Source organism: Burkholderia sp. Se-20373, assembly GCF_017104705.1.
Taxonomy (GTDB): Bacteria; Pseudomonadota; Gammaproteobacteria; order Burkholderiales; family Burkholderiaceae; genus Burkholderia.
The window spans coordinates 17,841-36,821 of sequence record NZ_JAAGPH010000010.1; the positions used below are offsets into that span (position 1 = coordinate 17,841).

Consider the following 18,981-nt stretch of genomic DNA (forward strand, 5'->3'; position numbering starts at 1 on the left):
GGAATTCCTACCATGTGCACCAACAGGAGGAATCGCATGATAGCAACTGCCGCCACCATCGAACGCATCGAGACGCTGCTCGTCGACGTGCCGACGATCCGGCCCCACAAATTGTCGGTCGCGACGATGAACTGCCAGACCCTCGTGCTGGTCCGTGTTCGATGCACGGACGGTATCGAAGGCGTCGGCGAGGCGACCACGATCGGCGGTCTCGCGTACGGCGAGGAGAGCCCCGAAAGCATCAAGGTCAACATCGACACCTACTTCGCGCCGCTGCTGCAGGGCATGGACGCAACCCGCCCGGGCGCTGCGCTGGCGCGCGCCCGCAAGCTGTTCCAGGGCAACCGCTTCGCGAAATGCGCGATCGAGACCGCGCTGTTCGACGCGCAGGCGCGCCGCCTCGGCGTGCCGCTGTCCGAGCTGTTCGGCGGCCGTCGGACCGATGCGGTCGATGTTGCCTGGACGCTCGCGAGCGGCGACACGCAGCGCGACATCGCGGAAGCCGAGGCGATGCTCGACGCGCGCCGCCACCGTACGTTCAAGCTGAAGATCGGCTCGAACGCGGTGGCCGACGACGTCGCACACGTGATCGCGATCAAGCGCGCGCTCGGCGAACGCGGCGACGTGCGCGTCGACGTGAACCAGGCATGGAGTGAAACCGACGCGATCTGGGCCGGCGCGCGCCTGGCGGAAGCTGGCGTGAGCCTGGTCGAGCAGCCGATCGCGGCAACCAACCGCGCGGGGCTGAAACGCCTCACGCAACTGGCGCAGGTGCCGATCATGGCCGACGAGGCATTGCACGGCCCCGTCGATGCATTCGCGCTCGCACAGGATCGCGCAGCCGACGTGTTCGCGGTGAAGATCGCGCAATCGGGCGGCCTGCAGGGTGCGGCGAGCGTCGCGTCGATCGCGGCGGCGGCCGGCATCGAACTGTACGGCGGCACGATGCTCGAGGGCGCGGCCGGCACGATGGCGTCCGCGCAACTGTTCAGCACGTTCGACTCGCTGAAATGGGGCACCGAACTGTTCGGCCCGCTGCTGCTCACCGAGGAGATCCTCGTCGAGCCGCTGCGCTACGCGGATTTCAAGCTGCACCTGCCGGCAGCGCCCGGCCTCGGCATCACCTTCGACTGGGCCCGCATCGAACGGATGCGACGCGACGCCCGCTGATCCCCACACGACAACCGAAACCGGAGACACAGATGAACAAGCAAGCCATCGACGCACTGCTGAAGACCTTCGACGACGCCGCCGAGAAGCCGGGCAACCCGCGCGTGCGCGCGATCGTCAACCGGATCGTGAAGGACATCTGCTACACGATCGAGGACTTCGACGTGCAGCCGAGCGAATTCTGGACGGCGCTGAACTACCTGAACGAAGCCGGCCGCGAATTCGGGCTGATCGCCGCGGGCCTCGGCCTCGAGCGCTTTCTCGACGTGCGCATGGACGAAGCCGAGGAAAAGGCCGGCATCCAGGGCGGCACGCCGCGCACGATCGAAGGGCCGCTGTATGTCGCCGGTGCGCCGGAATCGGTCGGCCATGCGCGTCTCGACGACGGCACCGATCCGGGCCAGACGCTCATCATGCGCGGCCAGGTGCTCGGCCAGGACGGCGCGCCGATCGCGAACGCACTGGTCGAGGTGTGGCACGCGAACCATCTCGGCAACTACTCGTACTTCGATCAGTCGCAGCCCGCGTTCAACCTGCGCCGTTCGATCCGCACCGATGCCGAAGGCCGCTACAGCTTCCGCAGCGTGCTGCCGGTCGGCTACAGCGTGCCGCCGGGCAGCAAGACCGAGCAACTGCTCGACCAGCTCGGCCGCCACGGCCATCGTCCGGCGCACATTCACTTCTTCGTTTCGGCGGACGGTTATCGTAAGCTGACGACGCAGATCAACATCGATGGCGATCCGCATCTGTGGGACGACTTCGCGTTCGCGACGCGCGACGGGTTGATCCCGCCGGTGAAGCAGGCCGAAGGCGCCGAAGGCAAGCCGTATGGCGTCGACGGGCAGTTCGCGCTGATCGACTTCGATTTCTCGCTGCTCAAGGACAAGCAGGACGTGCCGGGCAGCGAAGTCGAGCGGGCCCGCGCGCAGGCGTGAGTCGCCTTCCGATTCGACGAACCGATAACGCAAGGAGTGCAGGATGCTGTTTCATGTGGAAATGACCGTCCGTCTGCCGACGGACATGGATCCGGTCAAGGCGGCCACGCTGAAGGCGGAAGAAAAGGCGATGTGCCAGCGGCTGATGAACGAAGGGACCTGGCGGCATCTGTGGCGGATCGCCGGGCAGTATGCGAACGTCAGCATCTTCGACGTCGAAAGCGTGCAGCAGCTGCATGACCTGCTGAGCCAGCTGCCGCTGTTCCCGTATATGGAGATGGAAGTGCGGGCGCTGTGCCGGCATCCTTCTTCGGTGCGGGAGGATGATCGGTAAGTGAACGCGAATCGCGGCCGTTGACGACGGCCGCGCAATGGACGGCACGGGCATGCCCGTGCCGTTTTGCATTCGGCCACGGCTCGGTCGCGCCGCATCGGGATACGCGGCAACCGTCACTCCGCCAGATGCACCGCAAACCCCACCTTCCCCGGCACGATCTCGTCCTTCAGCGTCAACGCCGGAATCGCGTAATCGCCCGCGTTCTGCCGACGGAACGGAATCGGTTGCGTGGTCCAGAGTTCATCCAGACGCTTGCCGAGCGCCGCACGCGTCTCGTCAAAGCGTGCTGCGTTCATCTTCCCCGTCCGGTAGATCACGAACGGCGGCAGCACATCGAACCCCGGGTAATACAGCACGCCGTGATGGATCGGGAACAGCACGTCGTCGATCGGCCCGTTGATGCCGCGCGGGCTGTAATGCGACTCCCACCCGCCCGTCGTGACGAGCACCATCGCGCGCTTGCCGGCAAACGATCCTTCGCCGTAACGATCGCCCCAGTGCGTATCGGAATGCTCACCGACGCCGTACGCAAAACCGTATGCATACACACGCTCGAACCAGCCCTTCATGATCGCCGGCATCGAGAACCACCACAGCGGGAACTGCAGGATCACCGCGTCGGCCCACTTCAGCTTCTCCTGCTCACGCGCGATGTCTTCGCTTTGCGTGCCGGCCGCGAACGCGCGCTTCGAATCGAGCGACGGATCGAACCGTGCGTCGGGCGCACGATCCGTCACGTCGTCCGCGTCGAATGCCGCCTTCCAGTTCATCGCATACAGGTCGGTCACCTGTACCGTGTGGCCGGCCGCTTCGAGATGCGCGACGGCAAAGTCGCGCAATGCGCCGTTCAGCGAACGCGGTTCGGGATGGGCATAGACGATCAGCACATTCATGTTCGGTACTCCGTTGATTGAATGACTGCAGGATGCCGCCACCAACGGTATATTTGAAATGAATTCCTGATATTCCAGGTATAGCCATGAACAATCTCAGACGACTCGATCTCAATCTGCTGGTCACGCTGGACGTGCTGCTCGCCGAGCACAACGTCACGCGGGCGGCCGAAAAACTGAACATGTCGCAGCCGTCGGTGAGCGTGCAGTTACAGAAGCTGCGCGACGTGTTCGGCGATCCGCTGCTGTTGCCGGGGCCGCGTGGAATGCGGCCGACCGCGCGCGCGGAAGCGCTGCGCGAACCGTTGCGCGATGCGCTCGAAGCGGTCGAGCGCGCGGTGGTTCCGGCCACGCCGTTCGATCCCGCGACCGCGACGAACACGTGGCGTGTGGCCGCGACCGACTACGGCGAATCGACGATCGTGCTGCCCGCGCTGAACGCGCTGCGTTCGGCCGCGCCCGCCACGCGCCTCGCCGTGGTCGAGCTGGTACCGCCGCGCATCGAGCAGGATACCGAACGAAACGGCATCGACCTCGTCTTTCATATGACCGAAGCGTCGCCGCCCGGCATGCGACGCTTGCCGCTGTTCGCCGAGCGTTACGTACTCATCGGCCGCGCCGGGCACCCGAAGCTGAAGCGGCGCCCGACGCTCGCGCAGTTCGGCACGCTCGAGCACGTGATCGTGTCGCCCGACGGCGGCGGCTTCTTCGGCGTGACGGACGAAGCGCTCGCGAAGGTGGGCGCCACGCGGCGCGTCGTGCTGTCGGTGCCGCATTTCCTGTTCGTGCTGTCGGCCGTGGCCAGCACCGATCTCGTCGCAATGGTGCCCGAGCGGCTGGTGCGCGACGTGCCCGCGCTGCGTGTCGTGGCAGCGCCCGTCGACGTGCCCGGCTACGAAATGTCGATGCTGTGGCACGAACGCGTGCATCGCGATCCGGCGCATCGGTGGTTGCGGGAGACGATCGCGGCAGCGGTGTAGATCGGTCGCGTACCCGGAGTGGACGCCCGCTTCGATCGCCATCGCACGAAATCCTTCATCCGGGGCTTGAAACCGCGCCAAACACTGTATATATTTACAGTGCTTTTGCACCATTTGACCCGAATTCCGTCATTCACAGACGAACGGACTTTTGTGAGGCGACCATGTTCCAGGCATCCGCATTCGATCCCGAGCAACCCGGCTTCAACCCCGTCCACTTCGAGCGCGCCGCGCAGCGGGCGGTCGTCGATCTGCAGCGTGTCGCGGGCGGCCCCGCGCAGCGGGCGCTCGGCCTGCGGCGCCGCACCCATCCCGCGGCCGTCCGCACGATGAGCTGGCAGGCGCTGCTGAACGTCGAAGAGCTGGCATTCTCGAATGCCGGCTTCCTGAGCCGCAACGATCCGGCCGTCGTCGACGCGTTCATCCGGCTGCGCGACAGCCGCCTGGTCGCCGCGGATGTCGAGGAGCCGGTCGACTGGCGCCGCGACGATGACGACCTGCCCGCCATCTACCTGATCGTCAAGGCGATGCTGGAAGCGGAAGAGGAAGAACGGGCCGAAGCGGCCTGAGCCGTGTGATGGCCAATCGCCATCACGGTCTGTCGGGGTAGCGCCGCCACGTCACGTGGCGACGCGGCCGGCGTTGCGGCTCATGTCAGTCCTGCGCCAGCGAATCGGGGCGGCAGACGGCGAGCCACGCATCGCCGCGCTGGCGGATCACCGCCACGCGGCTTGCCTTCAAGGGGCCGTCGCAGCGACCGCCCGTTACAGCCGCGCGGCGAGCCGTGAGCCCTGATCGATCGCGCGCTTCGCGTCGAGTTCGGCGGCCAGTTCCGCGCCGCCGATCAGGTGCACCGAGCGCCCGGCCGCCTGCAGCGGCGCGAGCAACGCGCGCTGCGGCTCCTGCCCCGTGCAGAGCACGATCGTGTCGGCTTCGATCACTTCGTGATCGGTGCGCTGCTCGCCGTACGACACGTGCAGCCCACGCGCATCGATCAGTTCATAGTTCACGCCGCCGATCATTTTCACCTGCTTCATCTTCAGCGTCGCGCGGTGAATCCAGCCGGTCGTCTTGCCGAGCCCCTTGCCGAGCGGCGCGGCCTTGCGCTGCAGCAGCGTCACTTCGCGCGCCGGTGCCGTCACCTGTGCTCGCGTCACGCCGCCGCGCGTCGCGGCCGGGTCGGTCACGCCCCACTCCGCCTTCCACTCTTCCAGGTCGAGCGCCGGCGATTCGCCCTCCTGCACCAGGTACTCGGCGACATCGAAGCCGATCCCGCCCGCCCCCACCACCGCGACACGCCGGCCGACCGGCTGCCGGCCCGCGAGCACGTCGATGTAGCTGAGCACGTTCGGCCCGTCCTGCCCCGGGATCTTTGGGTCGCGCGGCGCGACGCCGGTCGCGAGCACGATCTCGTCGTAGCCGCCCGCGATCAGGTCGCTTGCGTCGACGCGACGGTTCAGGCGCAGGTTCACGCCGGTCAGCTCGACCTGGCGGCCGAAGTAGCTCAGCGCTTCGTGAAACTCTTCCTTACCGGGAATCCGCTTCGCCATGTTGAACTGGCCGCCGATCTCGGCCGCGCCGTCGAACAGGTCGACCTGATGGCCGCGCTGCGCCAGCACGGTCGAGCATGCGAGCCCGGCCGGCCCCGCGCCGACCACCGCGATACGCTTCGGCTGCGCGGCGGGCGTGTATTTCAACTCCGTCTCGTGGCACGCGCGCGGGTTCAGCAGGCACGACGCGATCTTGTTCTTGAACGCGTGATCGAGGCATGCCTGGTTGCAGCCGATGCACGTATTGATCTCGTCGGCACGGCCCTGCGCGGCCTTGACGACGAACTCCGCATCCGCGAGCAGCGGGCGCGCCATCGACACCATGTCCGCGCAGCCGTCCGCGAGGATCTGCTCGGCCACTTCGGGACGGTTGATGCGGTTGGTCGTCACGAGCGGAATGCCGACCTCGCCCTTCATCTTCTTCGTCACCCACGCGAACGCGCCGCGCGGCACCGATGTCGCGATCGTCGGCACCCGCGCCTCGTGCCAGCCGATCCCCGTGTTGATGATGGTCGCGCCCGCGCGCTCGACGGCCTTCGCGAGCTGCACGGTTTCGCTCCAGTCGCTGCCGTCCGGAATCAGGTCGAGCATCGACAGCCGGTAGATCAGGATGAAATCGCGGCCGACCGCCTCGCGCGTGCGCTCGATGATCTCGATCGGCAGCCGGATGCGGTTCTCGTACGAACCGCCCCACTGGTCGGTGCGCTTGTTCGTATGCATCGAGATGAACTGGTTGATCAGGTAGCCTTCGGAGCCCATGATCTCGACGCCGTCATACCCGGCTTCCCGCGCGAGCTTCGCGCAGCGGACGAACGCGCGAATCTGCCGCTCGACGCCGCGCGCGCTCAGTTCGTGCGGCGCGAACGGCGAGATCGGCGACTTGATCTTCGACGGCGCGACCGCGAACGGGTGATAGCCGTAGCGTCCCGTATGCAGGATCTGCAGCGCGATCTTGCCGTCCTCCGCATGCACGGCCTCCGTGATCTCGCGATGCCGCCGCGCGGCGGCCGACGTCATCAGCGTGCCGCCGAACGGCTTGGTCCAGCCGGCCACGTTCGGCGCGAAGCCGCCCGTCACGATCAGGCCGACGCCGCCGCGGGCGCGTTCGGCGAAATATTCGGCGAGCCGCGGCAACGTCTTGCGGCTGTCCTCGAGGCCCGTGTGCATCGAGCCCATCAGCACGCGGTTCTTCAGCGTCGTGAAGCCGAGATCGAGCGGGGCGAGCAAGTGGGGGAAGGTCGTGGTCATGATGAGCGTGCCGATTCGTGCCAGTAAGCGATGCGTGACATCGTAGGCGCGCGCCGCCTTGAACGTGAGGGGGCAAACAGCCATAATGCTTGTCATTTCCGGCCAAGACGACATGACTTCCCCTCTCGCCAAGGACCGCCTCGGGCTGCGCCGGCCGACGATTCCGGTCGCCTATACGCGCCTGCTGCTGCAGGCGCTGGCCGCACGCGGGGTCGATCTGGCCGCCGTGCGCGCCGGCACGGGCCTGCGCGATGCGGTATTGGCCGAACCGGACGCGCGCGTCGCGCCGTCGCAGTGGGGGCGGCTCGTGCTCAATGCGATCGAGATCGGCGGCGATCCGGGCATCGGGCTCGCGTTCGGGCTGCTGCTGAAGCCGACCGTGCACGGCTTTCTCGGCTATGCGACGCTGACCGCGCGGGACATCCGGGAAGCGCTCGCCGTCACGCAGCGCTACTTCCGGATGCGCAATCGCCAATATCGCCTGACCTATGCAGAAAACGAACGCGGCGCGGCGCTCGAACTGCACGGCGTGCAGGCCAGCCCCGTGCTGCAGCATCACGTGATGTTCGAATTCGTGCTGACCGGGCTCGCGCAGAACATCTCTCAATGGGCCGGGCGCACGTCGCCGCCGATCAAGCTGCAGTTCGCGTGGCCGGAGCCGCCCTATTTCGCGCGTTATCGCGATCAATTGCCGCCGGTCGAATTCGGCTGCGCCGCCAACGCGCTGTGGATCGCGCGCGACGTGCTCGACTGGCCGCTGCCGCTCGCCGACGAAGTCGCGCACCGGCAGGCGCTCGTGCAGGTGGAGCGCGAGTATGCGCAGGTGCGCCAGGAGGAAGGCGATCTGGTCGAACGCGTGCGCGCGGAGCTGGCACGCGGGGCTGGCGAATATCCGGGGCCGGAGACGCTCGCCGACGCACTGCTCGTATCCACACGCACGCTGCGGCGCCGGCTCGAGGAAGCCGGTTCGAGCTATCGGCAATTGCTCGACGAAGCGCGGTTTCGCGACGCGAAGCAGTTGCTCGCCGCGTCGGATCTCGACCTGAAGACGATCGCCGAGCGGCTGCAATTCACCGACCCGGCGAATTTCACGCGCGCGTTCCGGCGCTGGGCCGGGCAGACGCCGAGTGCTTACCGGGAGGCAGCGGGAGGATTGGACGAACCGGCGTCGTCGAGATAGATCGACGCGCCGCCATCCCCCTCTTCCGCTTCGATCCGCACCTCCCCCGTCGCGGCGACGATCGCGTCGTACACGTCATCGGTCACGCACACCACCGGCACCGCGATCGCATACAGCTCGGCCGCCACGATCGCGCCGATCGAGATGATCAGGTCGCGCTCCTTCAGCACGATCGCGACCGGCCCCGTGCCGTTGCGCACGGCTTCCGCCAGCACGCTGCTGCTCGAACTCGAGCCCTTCGCGTGCGGCATCACCATCACCTTGCCGGCCAGACTCGCGCCGGCCTGAGGGTGCCCGCGATCGACGATCCTTCCCGCGCCCGAGTCGTAGCCGCCCCAGAAGCTGAGCGGCTTGTCGAGCACGAACGGGCACGCGCATGCGCTGCCCGGCACGCGCATGCGCTGCCCGGCACGAGCGTATCGCCCGTCAACACCTTGCCCGTCGCGTCAGTCATCGAATCGCACCTTTCCTTCGTACGCCGAACGCACGCATTCGCGCATGCTGCCGTACGCAACCGTCACGCCGATGTTCGCGGGCGCATACGACGCCCATTTCCCCGAATTGGTCATCACGAGCCCCGACAGTTGCTTCATCACCGGCGTGATGTACGTGCAGGTATCGACGACGATCTGGATGCCGCGCGCAGCGAATTTCTCCGCGAGGCCGGCCTCCTCCAGTTCCCACAAGATGAACCGGCTCGTGTTCACGTAGAAATCGCAGGCCGGCTTGCCGTCGAATGCATCGAGCAACGCATCGAGCGTGCGGAATTCGGCCAGCGAGAAATGCGGCGTGCCGAGCGCCACCGCGACGAGCGCATCGCCAGCCGCGCCGTGGTTCAGCGTGCGGCGAATCTCGTCGAGGTCGGCCATCGCGACATCGACCGTGCGTTGCGCCGCTTGTCCGTGCAGTGCGGCGTCGAGCGTGGGTGCTTCCGGTGTCACACCGACCGCATGGAACAGCGCAACGGCCCCGCTCGACGCGGCAGCCGCGCCCAACGCCTTGAGTTCGTCTTCCGTGGTGTCCGCCGGCAGCCCGACGATCGCCGGCACGACCGCGCCCGCGATCCTGCCGATCAGCAGCCCGAGCGCGGCGAAATAGATGTCGCGCGAGGCCAGGCGACGGAAATCCGGTGCGTTGAACACGATTCGCGCGGCGCGATTCGCTTCGACATGCAGCCCCGCATACGGCGCACGCCCGGTGATCGCCGCGGCCAGGTCGAGAAAATCGCCGTACCGGCTCGTCCGCGCGCCGAGCACCGAGTTCGCGAACACGATCGCGTTCGATTCGGCCCAGGCGATCTGCTCGCCTTTCGCGGGACGGTTCTTCAGCTGATAGGGCGCGCACGTGAAGCTCGATTCGCAGCCGAGCTGCAGATGCGCATCCATCAGGCGCTGCGCGTCGCGCTGGATCGTGCGATCGCCGTGGTACAGCTCGGGATGGATCAGGTCGAGCGACCCGACGTTCAACGTGGTCGGCACCGCGACCTTCGCGCCGGTGTCGACGAAATACTCGACGAAGTCGAGGCTGGTCTGGCCGTGGTACAGGCAGCCGTCGATATGGGCAGACGTAATGTCGATCAGGTGCGGCGCGGACATCACGTGCGCCGTGCGCGCGACGATCCGCATCGCGCGCGCGACGCCCTCGCCGAAATCCCCGCGCAGCATCGCGCTGTCGCGGTCACTCAACTGCAGCATCGGTTGCTCCTCTGACGCGTGCCGGCGGCGCCGGCCCGTGAAATCCGTCAGGGGACTCTACAACTGGGAACAAAAACTGTCCAGATCACGATCAATCCGGACAATTTAAAAACCAATTTCCACTCTCGAACGCCAATGAAGCAACCAATGGCTCGAGTTCCGCTCCAGTTTGCCGCCAGCCCGCCGTCTAGCGTTCCGCGGTCACACTGAACAGTTCGTCGCGCAGCGCCTTCGCGCGGTCGCGGCCGAACTGCGTCTCGAATTCGTCCTGTGCGGCCTGCCAGGCGACTTTCGCTTCAGCGAACGTGCGCTCACCCAGCTTCGTGAGGCTCAGCGCATGCGCGCGCGTGTCGTGCTCGGACGCGGCCGTCGCGACGAAGCCGTCGCGCTGCAGCGGCTTCAGTGCGCGCAGCAGCGTCGTGCGATCCATCACGAGCGCATCGGCGAGTTCGCTCATCAGCAGGCCGGGCTGGCGCGTCAGGTTCGCCATGATCGAGAACTGGGCGGGCGTGACGCCAACCGGGGCCAGATGGCGCTCGTACAGTTGCGTGACGAAGCGCGCCGCCTGACGCAGCGCGAGACAGTTGCACGCCTGGGCAATCGAGGTGTCGTTCATGCTTCGCAATTTATATGTGCATATGCATAAAGTCAATGTACACTCCGCCGTAACCAGGCCGGTGGCCGGCCTCGCGTCAAGGAGACGGACATGGACTACATAGACAAGCTGCGGATTTTCCGGTCGGTGGTGGAGATGCGCAGCTTCACGCGCGCCGCCGACATGCACGGCCTCGCACGACCGGTCGTATCGCGCGCGGTCGCGGATCTGGAGGCACGTTTCGGCAGCCGGCTGCTGCACCGGACCACGCGCCAGGTGTCGCTGACCGAAACGGCCGAGCGCATCTACGAGCGCTGCGCGGCCGTGCTCGACGAACTCGACTCGCTCGAAGCGGAAGCGCAGGCGCCGACGCGCGAGCCCGAAGGCCTGCTGCGGCTCGTCGCGCACACGACGGCCACGCTGAACCGGCTGGTGCCGCTGATCGCCGGCTTCAAGGCCGCGCACCCGAAAGTGCGCCTCGACGTGACGCTGACCGAGCGCCCCATCGATCTCGTCGGCGAAGGCTACGACATCGGTATCGTCGTCCCGTACATGCTGACGAACGAATCGACCGTCGTGCGGCTGATCGAGCGGATTCCGCTCGTGATCGTCGCGACACCTGCGTATCTGCGCGCTCATTCGCGCCCGGTCACGCCGGCCGATCTTGCCGACCATCCGTTCGTGCCGATGTCGCCGTCGCTGCGCCGGCCCGCGCTGTCGTTCCGCGTCGACGGCGACCTGCTGACCGTGCCGTTCCGCTTCGACATCTCGTCGAACAGCCCCGTCTTCAATCGCGAAATGGTGATGCACGACTTCGGCATCGGCGTCGTGCCGAAAACGCTCGTCCGGGCCGAACTCGCGTCGGGCGCGCTCGTGCAACTGCTCGCGGATGCCGATCTCGTCGACAAGTTCGTCGAGATCAAACTGGCTTACGCGAACCGCGCGCTGCTGCCCGCGAAGGTCAAGGCGTTCATCGACTACACGACCGCCTATTGCGACCGCGAAGGCTGGATCGTTCCGGCTGCCGCCTGACGCCGATTGGTACAGCCGTGACAACAATCTGATCGCGCCCCGCCGCTCGCTTCGGGCCGCATTGCCTCCTAACATGTGTACATGCACAAGATGACGCTCACCGATGACGATTGCTTCGCGGTCCGGCAAGCCGCCCGCCGGATCTCGCAGTTCTACGAGCGTTATCTGTCGCGGGCGGGCGTGACGCCGTCGCAGTACAGCATTCTCGCGCTGCTGCGCGACCGGCCCGGCTTGACGATGGCGACGCTGTCGACCGTGCTGGTGATCGAACGCACCGCGCTGCTGCGCGCGCTCAAGCCGCTCGTCGGCGCGGCGCTGGTGGCCGGACGGATCGAGCCGCGATGCCGCCGCCAGACGTTCGCGCTGACCGCGCACGGCGAAACGAAGATCGCCGACGCGCAGGTGCACTGGCTCGCCGCGCAGGAAGCGTTCGAGCAGCGGTTCGGGTCGACGCAGGCAGCCCGCCTGAGAGACGAATTGTTCCGGATCACGCACAACCTGCCGGAACGCTAGCCCCTTCCCCGATCGACGACATGCCGTCGATCGACTTGATAAGTGCATATACATAGGTGAATCGATGGATACGACCCAAGCCGCTGCCTCATCCCGTGAAGCAGCCACACTCGACCAGCCCGCGAAGCAACAGCGCCGCGTGCCGTGGATGCGCATCGCGGTGGGTGCCGTCGTCATCGTCGTCGCCGCCGCCGCGCTCGACTGGCTGTTCGTGCTGCGCTTTCAGGAAAGCACCGACGATGCGTATGTCGGCGGCGACGTGACGGTGCTCGCGCCGAAGGTCAACGGTTTCGTCGACAAGATCCTCGTGACCGACAACCAGCGCGTGAAGGCCGGCGACGTACTCGTGCAGCTCGATGCGCGCGACTACGACGCGAAGCTCGCGCAGGCCAGCGCCGAAGTCGACAGCGCCCGCTCCGCCGTGACCGAACTCGAGGCGAAGCAGCAACTGCAATTCGCGGTGATCGGCCAGCAGGCGGCCGAGAAGAACGCGTCGTCGGCCGAGCTGACGCGTGCCGCGTCGGACCGCGTGCGCTATCGCGAGCTCGTGAAATCCGACGCCGTATCGAACCAGATCGTCGAACGCGCGGACGCCGACTATTCGAAGGCCGGCGCCGCCGTCGACCGCAGCGACGCCGCGCTGCTCGCATCGAAGCGGCAACTCGACGTGCTCGGTGCGCAGCTCGCCGATGCGCGGGCCCGCGTGAACACCGCGCTTGCCGCGCAGCGCGTCGCCGCGCTCAACGTCGAATACACGACGATCCGCTCGCCGGTCGACGGCTACGTCGGCAACCGCACGGGCCGCGTCGGGATGCTCGCGAACGTCGGCGTGCCGTTGCTGACGGTCGTGCCGGCATCCGGGCTGTGGATCGACGCGAACTTCAAGGAAGACCAGCTGCGCAAGATGCACGCCGGCGATCGCGTCGACGTATCGCTCGATGCATCGAACACGACACTGCACGGCCGCGTCGACAGCCTCGCGCCCGCCACCGGTGCGACCTTCAGCGTGCTGCCGCCCGAGAACGCGACCGGCAACTTCACGAAGATCGTCCAGCGCGTGCCGGTGCGCGTGCATCTCGATCCGCAGCCGGGCCTCGACCACGTGCTGCGCCCCGGCCTGTCCGCGGTCGTGACCGTGCATACCGACCACGCGAACTGAGCGGGAGACGACGATGACCACCGCGTTTTCCGGCGACCCCGCGTCGCAACCCACGAAGCAGCGCGTGTTCGCGTTCGCGCTGATGTGCATCGGCTTCTTCATGGCGACGCTCGACATCCAGATCGTCGCGTCGTCGCTGCGCGACATCGGCGGCGGCCTGTCCGCCAGCCAGGACGAACTGTCGTGGGTGCAAACCGCCTACCTGATCGCCGAGATCATCGTGATCCCGATGTCGGGCTGGCTGTCGAAGGTGATGTCGACGCGCTGGCTGTTCGCCGCATCGGCGGTCGGCTTCACGATCACCAGCATGCTGTGCGGCGTCGCGTGGGACATCAACTCGATGATCCTGTTTCGCGGGCTGCAAGGTGCGCTCGGCGCCGCGATGATCCCGACCGTGTTCACCACCGCGTTCGTGCTGTTCCCCGGCAAGCAGCGGCTGATTGCGTCGACGACCATCGGCGCGCTTGCGTCGCTCGCCCCGGCGATCGGCCCCGTGATCGGCGGCTGGATCACCGATCAATGGTCGTGGCACTGGCTGTTCTACCTGAACCTCGTGCCGGGCATCGCGGTGGCCGCACTCGTGCCGCGCTACGTGCACATCGACGAACCCGACCTCAGCCTCATCAAGCGCGGCGACTATCTCGGCATCGTGCTGATGTCCGGTTTCCTCGGCTGCCTCGAATACGTGCTGGAGGAAGGCCCGCGCAAGAACTGGTTCGGCGACGACGCGATCGTGATCTGCGCGTGGATCTCCGGCATCTGCGGCTTCCTGTTCATCGTGCATGCGCTGACCGCGAAGGATCCGATCGTCGACCTGCGCGCGCTCGTCGTGCGCAACTTCGGGATCGGCAGCCTGCTGTCGTTCGTGACGGGCATCGGGATCTTCGTGACCGTGTTCCTGACGCCGCTGTTTCTGGCGCAGGTGCGCGCGTTCAGCTCGCTGCAGATCGGCATGGCGCTGCTGTCGGTCGGCGCGTTCCAGCTGATTGCGCTCTGTGCGTATGCGTTCGCCGCGCGCTACTTCAGCCTGCGCGCGCTGCTCGTGTTCGGGCTGATCTGCTTCGGGCTCGGCTGCTACCTGTACACGCCGATCACGCACGACTGGGGCTGGCGCGAGCTGCTGCTACCGCAGGCGCTGCGCGGCATCGGCCAGCAGTTCAGCGTACCGCCGATCGTGACGATGGCGCTCGGCTCGCTGCCGCAGTCGCGCCTGAAATCGGCGAGCGGCCTGTTCAACCTGATGCGCAATCTCGGCGGGGCAATCGGCATCGCGGTGAGTGCGACGATGCTCAACGACCGGCTGAACTTTCATTACCTGCGTCTCAACGAGCACGTGAGCGCCGGCCAGCCGCAGATCGCGTCGCTGCTCGATCGGCAGGCCGCGTACTGGACGTCGGTGGCCGGCAACACGCTGGACACCGCGCAAGCCGGGCTCGCAAACCTGCATCACCTGATCTATCGCGAGGCGCTGACGCTCACCTATGCGGATGCGTACTACGCGCTGTCGCTGTGCTTCGTCGTCGCGCTGCTCGCGGTCGTCTTCTCCAAACCCATTTCCCTGAACGCGCCGCCGCCGGACGCGCACTGAGGTTGAGGTCATCACCATCATGAAAAAACTTCTCGTCGCCCTCGCCGTCAGCGTACTCGCCGCAGGATGTGCGGTGCAGCCCGCGCAGCATCCGGCGCTTCAGGATTCGGTTCGGACGCTCGCGCCGGACGCATGGGACACCGATGTGCCGCGCGCAGACATCGACGCCGCCGCGTGGTGGGCGCAGTTCCACGATCCCGCGCTCGACCGGCTGATCGCCACCGTGCTCGACGGGAACCTCGATCTGCAGGCCGCCGCCGAACGCGTGAAGCAGGCGCAGGCGCTGACCGTGCAGAAGCGCGCGGTGCTGCTGCCCGAACTCGACGCGACCGCGCATGCGGCCGATGCACGGCAAAACACGCCGCCGCCGCTCGGCTATGTGCGGCAGGCCGGCGCGGGGCTCGCGCTGAGCTGGTCGCCGGATGTGTTTGGCGGTGAACGGCTCGATCTGCTTGCCGCGCAAGCGGAACTCGTCGGGCAGAAGCATGCGGAGGATGCGATGCGGCTCGCGCTCGCGGCCGATGCGGCTTCCGCGTATGTCGATCTGCGCTGGGCGCAGCAGGAACTGAAGATCCTGCAGGACAACGCGAAGATCCGGCAGCATGCGCTCGAACTCACGCGCAAGCGGCAGGCGTTCGGGCTGTCGACCGAGCTTGACGTCACGCGTGCGCAGAACCAGCTCGATGCACTCGAAGCGCGGATTCCGCCGACGCAGGCGCAGATTGCACATCAGCTCAATCTGATTGCCGTGTATTCGGGGAGGACGCCGGAATCGGTCGATCGGCTCTTGCTGGCACAGGCTGGGGAAATTCCCGCGCCGCCGGTTGGCTCGCCGGGGACGCTGCCGTCGCAGGCATTGCTGCGGCGGCCGGATGTGCTGACGGCGTATGCGCAGGTCGAGCGGCGTGCGGCACAAGTCGGTGTGGCGAAGGCTGAACGGTATCCGAAGTTTTCGTTGAACCTGACGGACGGGATTCTCGCCGCCTCTTACCTCGGGTTGCCGACGTTGACCGATAACCTGTTCAGCGCGGCGTTGAGCGCGACGAGCCCGATCTTCAATGCGGGGCGGATCACCGCCGATATCTCGCAGAGCGAAAGCCGGATGCGCGAGTCGGAACTCGGGTTACGGCAGACGATGCTGCAGGCGTTGCGGGAAGTCGAGGACGCGCGGGCGAATCTCGTCAGCTCCGATGAGGCGACGCGCAGGCTGGGTAGTGCGCTGGCGGCGTCGGACAAGGCACTTGGGTTGGCGAATCAGCTCTATAAAGGCGGCGCGACGGATTTTCTGGATGTGCTGTCCGCGCAGGAGGTGTATCTGCGGGATTCGGATTCGCTGAATCAGGTCAAGCGCGAACATGCGTTGGCGGCGGTGGCGCTTTATCGGTCGCTTGGGGGTGGGTGGAGCAGGAATGACGCGGCGGGTGGGCCGGAGGTGGAAGCGGTGGCGAAGAACTGAGCGGGATCACGGTACGGCGCCGGCTTCCACGCTTGCCGGCGCCCCGCTCGTCAGCCGCACGATCCCAGGCATTTGACCGATGACAACGCGATCAGGTAAACCGACGCCCACGCAATCCCCAGCCCTGCGATAACGGTGACGATACGCGTGACGGGTTTGTGCCAGAACCGGATCGCAGCGAACACTCCAGCAACCAGCACGAGCACGATGAGGATCGGGCCGAGCACGTTCATTGCAAATTACAGCGGCGGCCGCTTCAGCTTCACCCAGCGCTGCACCGACGGCCGCTCCCACTGCGTACGCGCATAGTCGGCGAGGCGCTGCGGCACCGGATCGTCATTCAGCACCAGACGGTTCAGCATCACGGCCAAATCGACATCGGCGATGCTCCACTCGCCGAACAGGTTCGACGCGCCCGGCGCGAGCAGCTTGTCGGCGGCCACGAACAGCTTTTGCGCGGCAGCCTGCGCCAAGCTCGACAGAGGCTCGCTCGACGGCCCGTAGAACAGCACTTCGGTCGACCGCTCCGTCCGAACCGGCATCAGGTCACTGCGCAGCCACGCCTGCACCTGCCGCGCCCGTGCGCGCTGGCGCGGCTCGACCGGATAGAGCCGCGTGCCCGGGAAAGTCTCGTCGAGATACTCGGTAATCGCCGACGATTCCGACAGCGCGAAATCATCGTGCACGAGCGTCGGCACGCGTTGCGTCAGCGACGTCGCCGCGTAGTCGGGCGCGAAATGTGCGCGGTTGCCGAGATCGACGGTCACCAGTTCGTACGGCAGCGCCTTTTCCTCGAGGGCGACGAAGACCGACATCGCGTATGGGCTCGTGTATTGCGTATCCGCGTAGAGGCGGAGATGACCGGTTTGCACTGCTGGCTCCTTGGGGGTGCGGAGGTCGGTGGCGGCTCGTTGATGCGCCGACGGCCTCCGGGTGGGTCGATGCTGGTTGTGTGACAGGTTAACAGCGGCCGGTTACTGGATGTTTGTGATTTTGTGTGTGCCGCGGTGCCGTGATCATGCGGCGTCGGGCCAGCGGTAGCCGATCACCTCGTTCAACGGGTACGCGAGTTCGCGGACTTCTTCCAGTTGGTTGCCGCCGAAGAGATACACCTGTTCGTCGTCGTGACGCAGGTAGAAACCGACATGCCCTTTCCAGCTCGCCGGGTCGTCGCGGGTCAGGATTGCAATGCAGCCATAGACCGGGCGTTCCAACGGCCTCCCCCATTCAAGCCACGAACGCGCGAGCGCCGAGCCCGTGCCGCGAATGCCGGCGTGCGTCATGCACCAGTTGACGAAGGACGAACACCAGGAAATCTTGTCGTCATAGCCGACCAGGTTCGTGTGGTTGTTGTATTCGACGATGCGCGGGTTGATGCTGCCGGGCGGATGGCGGCGGATGCCAAGTTCGGCCATCGCGACGGGCATCCATGGCGGATGCGCCGCGTCCGGTTTGCTCTCAGGGTTGAATAGGGTCACGTCGTTCTCGGGCGAGTGTGTTGTGCGGGCAATCTTCGCACGAATACGGCGACTGGCGGCACCCTGCTTCCTTGTGATTTCCTTTCGATCCGCTCGTATCATATCGGCAGCCTCCCCGACCTCCCAAACTGCCATGCGCATCACGCCCCTGCCGCCCCTTCAGTGCCTCATCGCGTTCGAAGCCGCCGTGCGGCATGCGAGCTTCACGCGCGCGGCCGCCGAGCTGCATCTGACCCAAAGCGCGATCAGCCGGCAGATCCAGCAACTCGAGGAATTCCTCGGCCGCTCGCTGTTCGTGCGCGAACATCGTTCACTGCGGCTGACGATCGCCGGCGAGCAATACGCCGCGCAGGTGCACCATCTCCTCACGCAATGCGCGGAAGCCACGCATGATGTGATGAAGCCCTATGGCGATCTCGAACTGACGATCGCATGCTCGTCAGGTGTCGCGCTGCTGTGGCTCACGCCGCGCCTGCCCGCGTTTCGCGCCGCCTATCCGGACATCAAGCTGCGGCTGATCGTGCGCGACGGGCTCGCGTCGATGTCGCCGGCGGAGTTCGACGTGGGCGTCTACTACGTGCGTCAGCAGGCGCCGGCCGAATACACCGCGCGCCGCCTGTTCGACGAGGAAGTGTTTCCCGTCTGCGCGCCCGGCTATCTGGCCGGCCGCACGCTCGACGCAGCCGATCTTGCGAACGAGACGCTACTGCGTCTCGAGGATGGCCAGCGCCAATGGATGTCGTGGTCCGAATGGTTCGACCAGAACGACATCGACCGGCAGAAGGCACGGCCCCAGGACATCACGATCAATTCGTATCCTCAGATCGTGCAGATGACCATTCTCGGCCAGGGCGTATCGCTCGGCTGGCGCTACATGATCGACGCATGCATCGAGGCCGGTCTGCTCGTGCGCGTGACGGAAGCGTCCGCGAGCCACGGTGGCGGCTACTACGTGATCTCGCCCAACGACCGCGCGCAGAACCACGCCGCACGCCTGTTCACTCGCTGGCTGTTCGAACAGGCGGAGAAGCAGATGGCGCCCTGACCCATCCGGAACGCAACGCATGCGCCCAGCGCATGCGTGCATGCAAATCTTTCGTTTCAGAAAAAAATCGCGCTGTCCTTAGCATGGGTTCACGCGGGGCAGCCGTCCCGTCTTCTGATTCCGATAGA

At 66.3% G+C, this 18,981-nt stretch carries 19 protein-coding genes and 1 pseudogene; 12 read left to right on the plus strand and 8 right to left on the minus strand.

All coding sequences use genetic code 11. From position 1 onward, the window contains the following. Positions 1–36: 36 nt before the first annotated feature. The 3 genes from G3N96_RS05830 to catC are packed head-to-tail and all read left to right on the plus strand — an operon-like array spanning position 37 to position 2,439. Entirely contained in the window at positions 37–1,170 is a 1,134-nt protein-coding gene (locus G3N96_RS05830; protein ID WP_206136613.1) for a muconate/chloromuconate family cycloisomerase, read from the plus strand. A gap of 32 nt (positions 1,171–1,202) precedes the next feature. Then, positions 1,203–2,105: a catechol 1,2-dioxygenase gene (gene catA, locus G3N96_RS05835; protein ID WP_089428087.1), complete on the plus strand. Its 903-nt coding sequence runs from the start codon at positions 1,203–1,205 to the stop codon at positions 2,103–2,105. 43 nt (positions 2,106–2,148) lie between these two features. Next, positions 2,149–2,439 (plus strand): muconolactone Delta-isomerase, encoded by a 291-nt coding sequence (catC, locus tag G3N96_RS05840; RefSeq protein WP_011355923.1) that lies wholly within the window; start codon positions 2,149–2,151, stop codon positions 2,437–2,439. Positions 2,440–2,555: 116 nt separating this feature from the next. Here catC and G3N96_RS05845 read toward each other — a convergent pair whose 3' ends face one another. After that, positions 2,556–3,335, minus strand: coding sequence for an NAD(P)H-dependent oxidoreductase (locus tag G3N96_RS05845; RefSeq protein WP_206136614.1), 780 nt, complete (start codon positions 3,333–3,335; stop codon positions 2,556–2,558). A gap of 86 nt (positions 3,336–3,421) precedes the next feature. Here G3N96_RS05845 and G3N96_RS05850 point away from each other — a divergent pair, with 86 nt between their 5' ends. Continuing rightward, positions 3,422–4,315: a LysR family transcriptional regulator gene (locus G3N96_RS05850; protein ID WP_206136615.1), complete on the plus strand. Its 894-nt coding sequence runs from the start codon at positions 3,422–3,424 to the stop codon at positions 4,313–4,315. Positions 4,316–4,479: 164 nt separating this feature from the next. Next, the gene (locus tag G3N96_RS05855) at positions 4,480–4,884 is read left to right on the plus strand and encodes a DUF2471 family protein (protein ID WP_039344831.1); all 405 of its coding nucleotides are present in this window, start codon (positions 4,480–4,482) and stop codon (positions 4,882–4,884) included. Between the two features lie 195 nt (positions 4,885–5,079). Here G3N96_RS05855 and G3N96_RS05860 read toward each other — a convergent pair whose 3' ends face one another. Beyond that, positions 5,080–7,113: an NADPH-dependent 2,4-dienoyl-CoA reductase gene (locus G3N96_RS05860; RefSeq protein ID WP_206136616.1), complete on the minus strand. Its 2,034-nt coding sequence runs from the start codon at positions 7,111–7,113 to the stop codon at positions 5,080–5,082. Positions 7,114–7,198: 85 nt separating this feature from the next. Here G3N96_RS05860 and G3N96_RS05865 point away from each other — a divergent pair, with 85 nt between their 5' ends. Continuing rightward, a complete protein-coding gene (locus G3N96_RS05865) occupies positions 7,199–8,293 on the plus strand; it encodes an AraC family transcriptional regulator (RefSeq protein ID WP_206136617.1) in 1,095 nt (364 codons plus the stop codon). Here the strand turns inward: G3N96_RS05865 and G3N96_RS05870 are convergent. The 3 genes and pseudogenes from G3N96_RS05870 to G3N96_RS05880 form a co-directional block, all read right to left on the minus strand. Beyond that, a pseudogene (locus tag G3N96_RS05870) lies at positions 8,245–8,747 on the minus strand (DUF126 domain-containing protein). The gene G3N96_RS05865 and the pseudogene G3N96_RS05870 sit on opposite strands and share 49 nt — an antisense overlap. Then, positions 8,740–9,987, minus strand: coding sequence for an aconitase X (locus G3N96_RS05875; RefSeq protein ID WP_206136619.1), 1,248 nt, complete (start codon positions 9,985–9,987; stop codon positions 8,740–8,742). The pseudogene G3N96_RS05870 and the gene G3N96_RS05875 overlap by 8 nt, the downstream one beginning before the upstream one ends. A 187-nt stretch (positions 9,988–10,174) precedes the next feature. Next, positions 10,175–10,603, minus strand: a complete 429-nt coding sequence (locus G3N96_RS05880; RefSeq protein WP_206136620.1) for a MarR family winged helix-turn-helix transcriptional regulator — start codon at positions 10,601–10,603, stop codon at positions 10,175–10,177. A 90-nt stretch (positions 10,604–10,693) separates the two neighbouring features. Here G3N96_RS05880 and G3N96_RS05885 point away from each other — a divergent pair, with 90 nt between their 5' ends. The 5 genes from G3N96_RS05885 (at position 10,694) to G3N96_RS05905 (ending at position 16,330) form a co-directional block, all read left to right on the plus strand. Then, positions 10,694–11,614 carry a LysR family transcriptional regulator gene (locus G3N96_RS05885; protein ID WP_206136621.1) on the plus strand — a complete coding sequence of 307 codons (921 nt, stop codon included), beginning with the start codon at positions 10,694–10,696 and terminating at the stop codon, positions 11,612–11,614. A gap of 81 nt (positions 11,615–11,695) precedes the next feature. Further along, complete coding sequence (locus G3N96_RS05890) at positions 11,696–12,127, plus strand: MarR family transcriptional regulator (RefSeq protein WP_166886432.1); 432 nt, start codon at positions 11,696–11,698, stop codon at positions 12,125–12,127. Between the two features lie 64 nt (positions 12,128–12,191). Beyond that, positions 12,192–13,286 (plus strand): HlyD family secretion protein, encoded by a 1,095-nt coding sequence (locus G3N96_RS05895; protein ID WP_124576215.1) that lies wholly within the window; start codon positions 12,192–12,194, stop codon positions 13,284–13,286. Between the two features lie 13 nt (positions 13,287–13,299). Beyond that, positions 13,300–14,874 carry a DHA2 family efflux MFS transporter permease subunit gene (locus G3N96_RS05900; RefSeq protein WP_089474360.1) on the plus strand — a complete coding sequence of 525 codons (1,575 nt, stop codon included), beginning with the start codon at positions 13,300–13,302 and terminating at the stop codon, positions 14,872–14,874. A 19-nt stretch (positions 14,875–14,893) separates the two neighbouring features. Further along, on the plus strand, positions 14,894–16,330 hold the full coding sequence (locus G3N96_RS05905) for an efflux transporter outer membrane subunit (RefSeq protein ID WP_206136622.1): 1,437 nt from the start codon (positions 14,894–14,896) through the stop codon (positions 16,328–16,330). A gap of 50 nt (positions 16,331–16,380) precedes the next feature. On the opposite strand, the gene G3N96_RS05910 is transcribed toward G3N96_RS05905, so the two are convergent. The 3 genes from G3N96_RS05910 to G3N96_RS05920 form a co-directional block, all read right to left on the minus strand. Then, a complete protein-coding gene (locus G3N96_RS05910) occupies positions 16,381–16,563 on the minus strand; it encodes a hypothetical protein (protein WP_206136623.1) in 183 nt (60 codons plus the stop codon). 6 nt (positions 16,564–16,569) lie between these two features. Continuing rightward, on the minus strand, positions 16,570–17,202 hold the full coding sequence (gene yfcF, locus G3N96_RS05915) for a glutathione transferase (protein ID WP_206136624.1): 633 nt from the start codon (positions 17,200–17,202) through the stop codon (positions 16,570–16,572). 144 nt (positions 17,203–17,346) lie between these two features. Further along, positions 17,347–17,757 (minus strand): TIGR02594 family protein, encoded by a 411-nt coding sequence (locus G3N96_RS05920; RefSeq protein WP_124576428.1) that lies wholly within the window; start codon positions 17,755–17,757, stop codon positions 17,347–17,349. Between the two features lie 184 nt (positions 17,758–17,941). Between G3N96_RS05920 and G3N96_RS05925 the strand changes: the two genes are divergently transcribed. After that, a complete protein-coding gene (locus G3N96_RS05925) occupies positions 17,942–18,853 on the plus strand; it encodes a LysR substrate-binding domain-containing protein (RefSeq protein WP_206136625.1) in 912 nt (303 codons plus the stop codon). Positions 18,854–18,981: the final 128 nt, after the last annotated feature.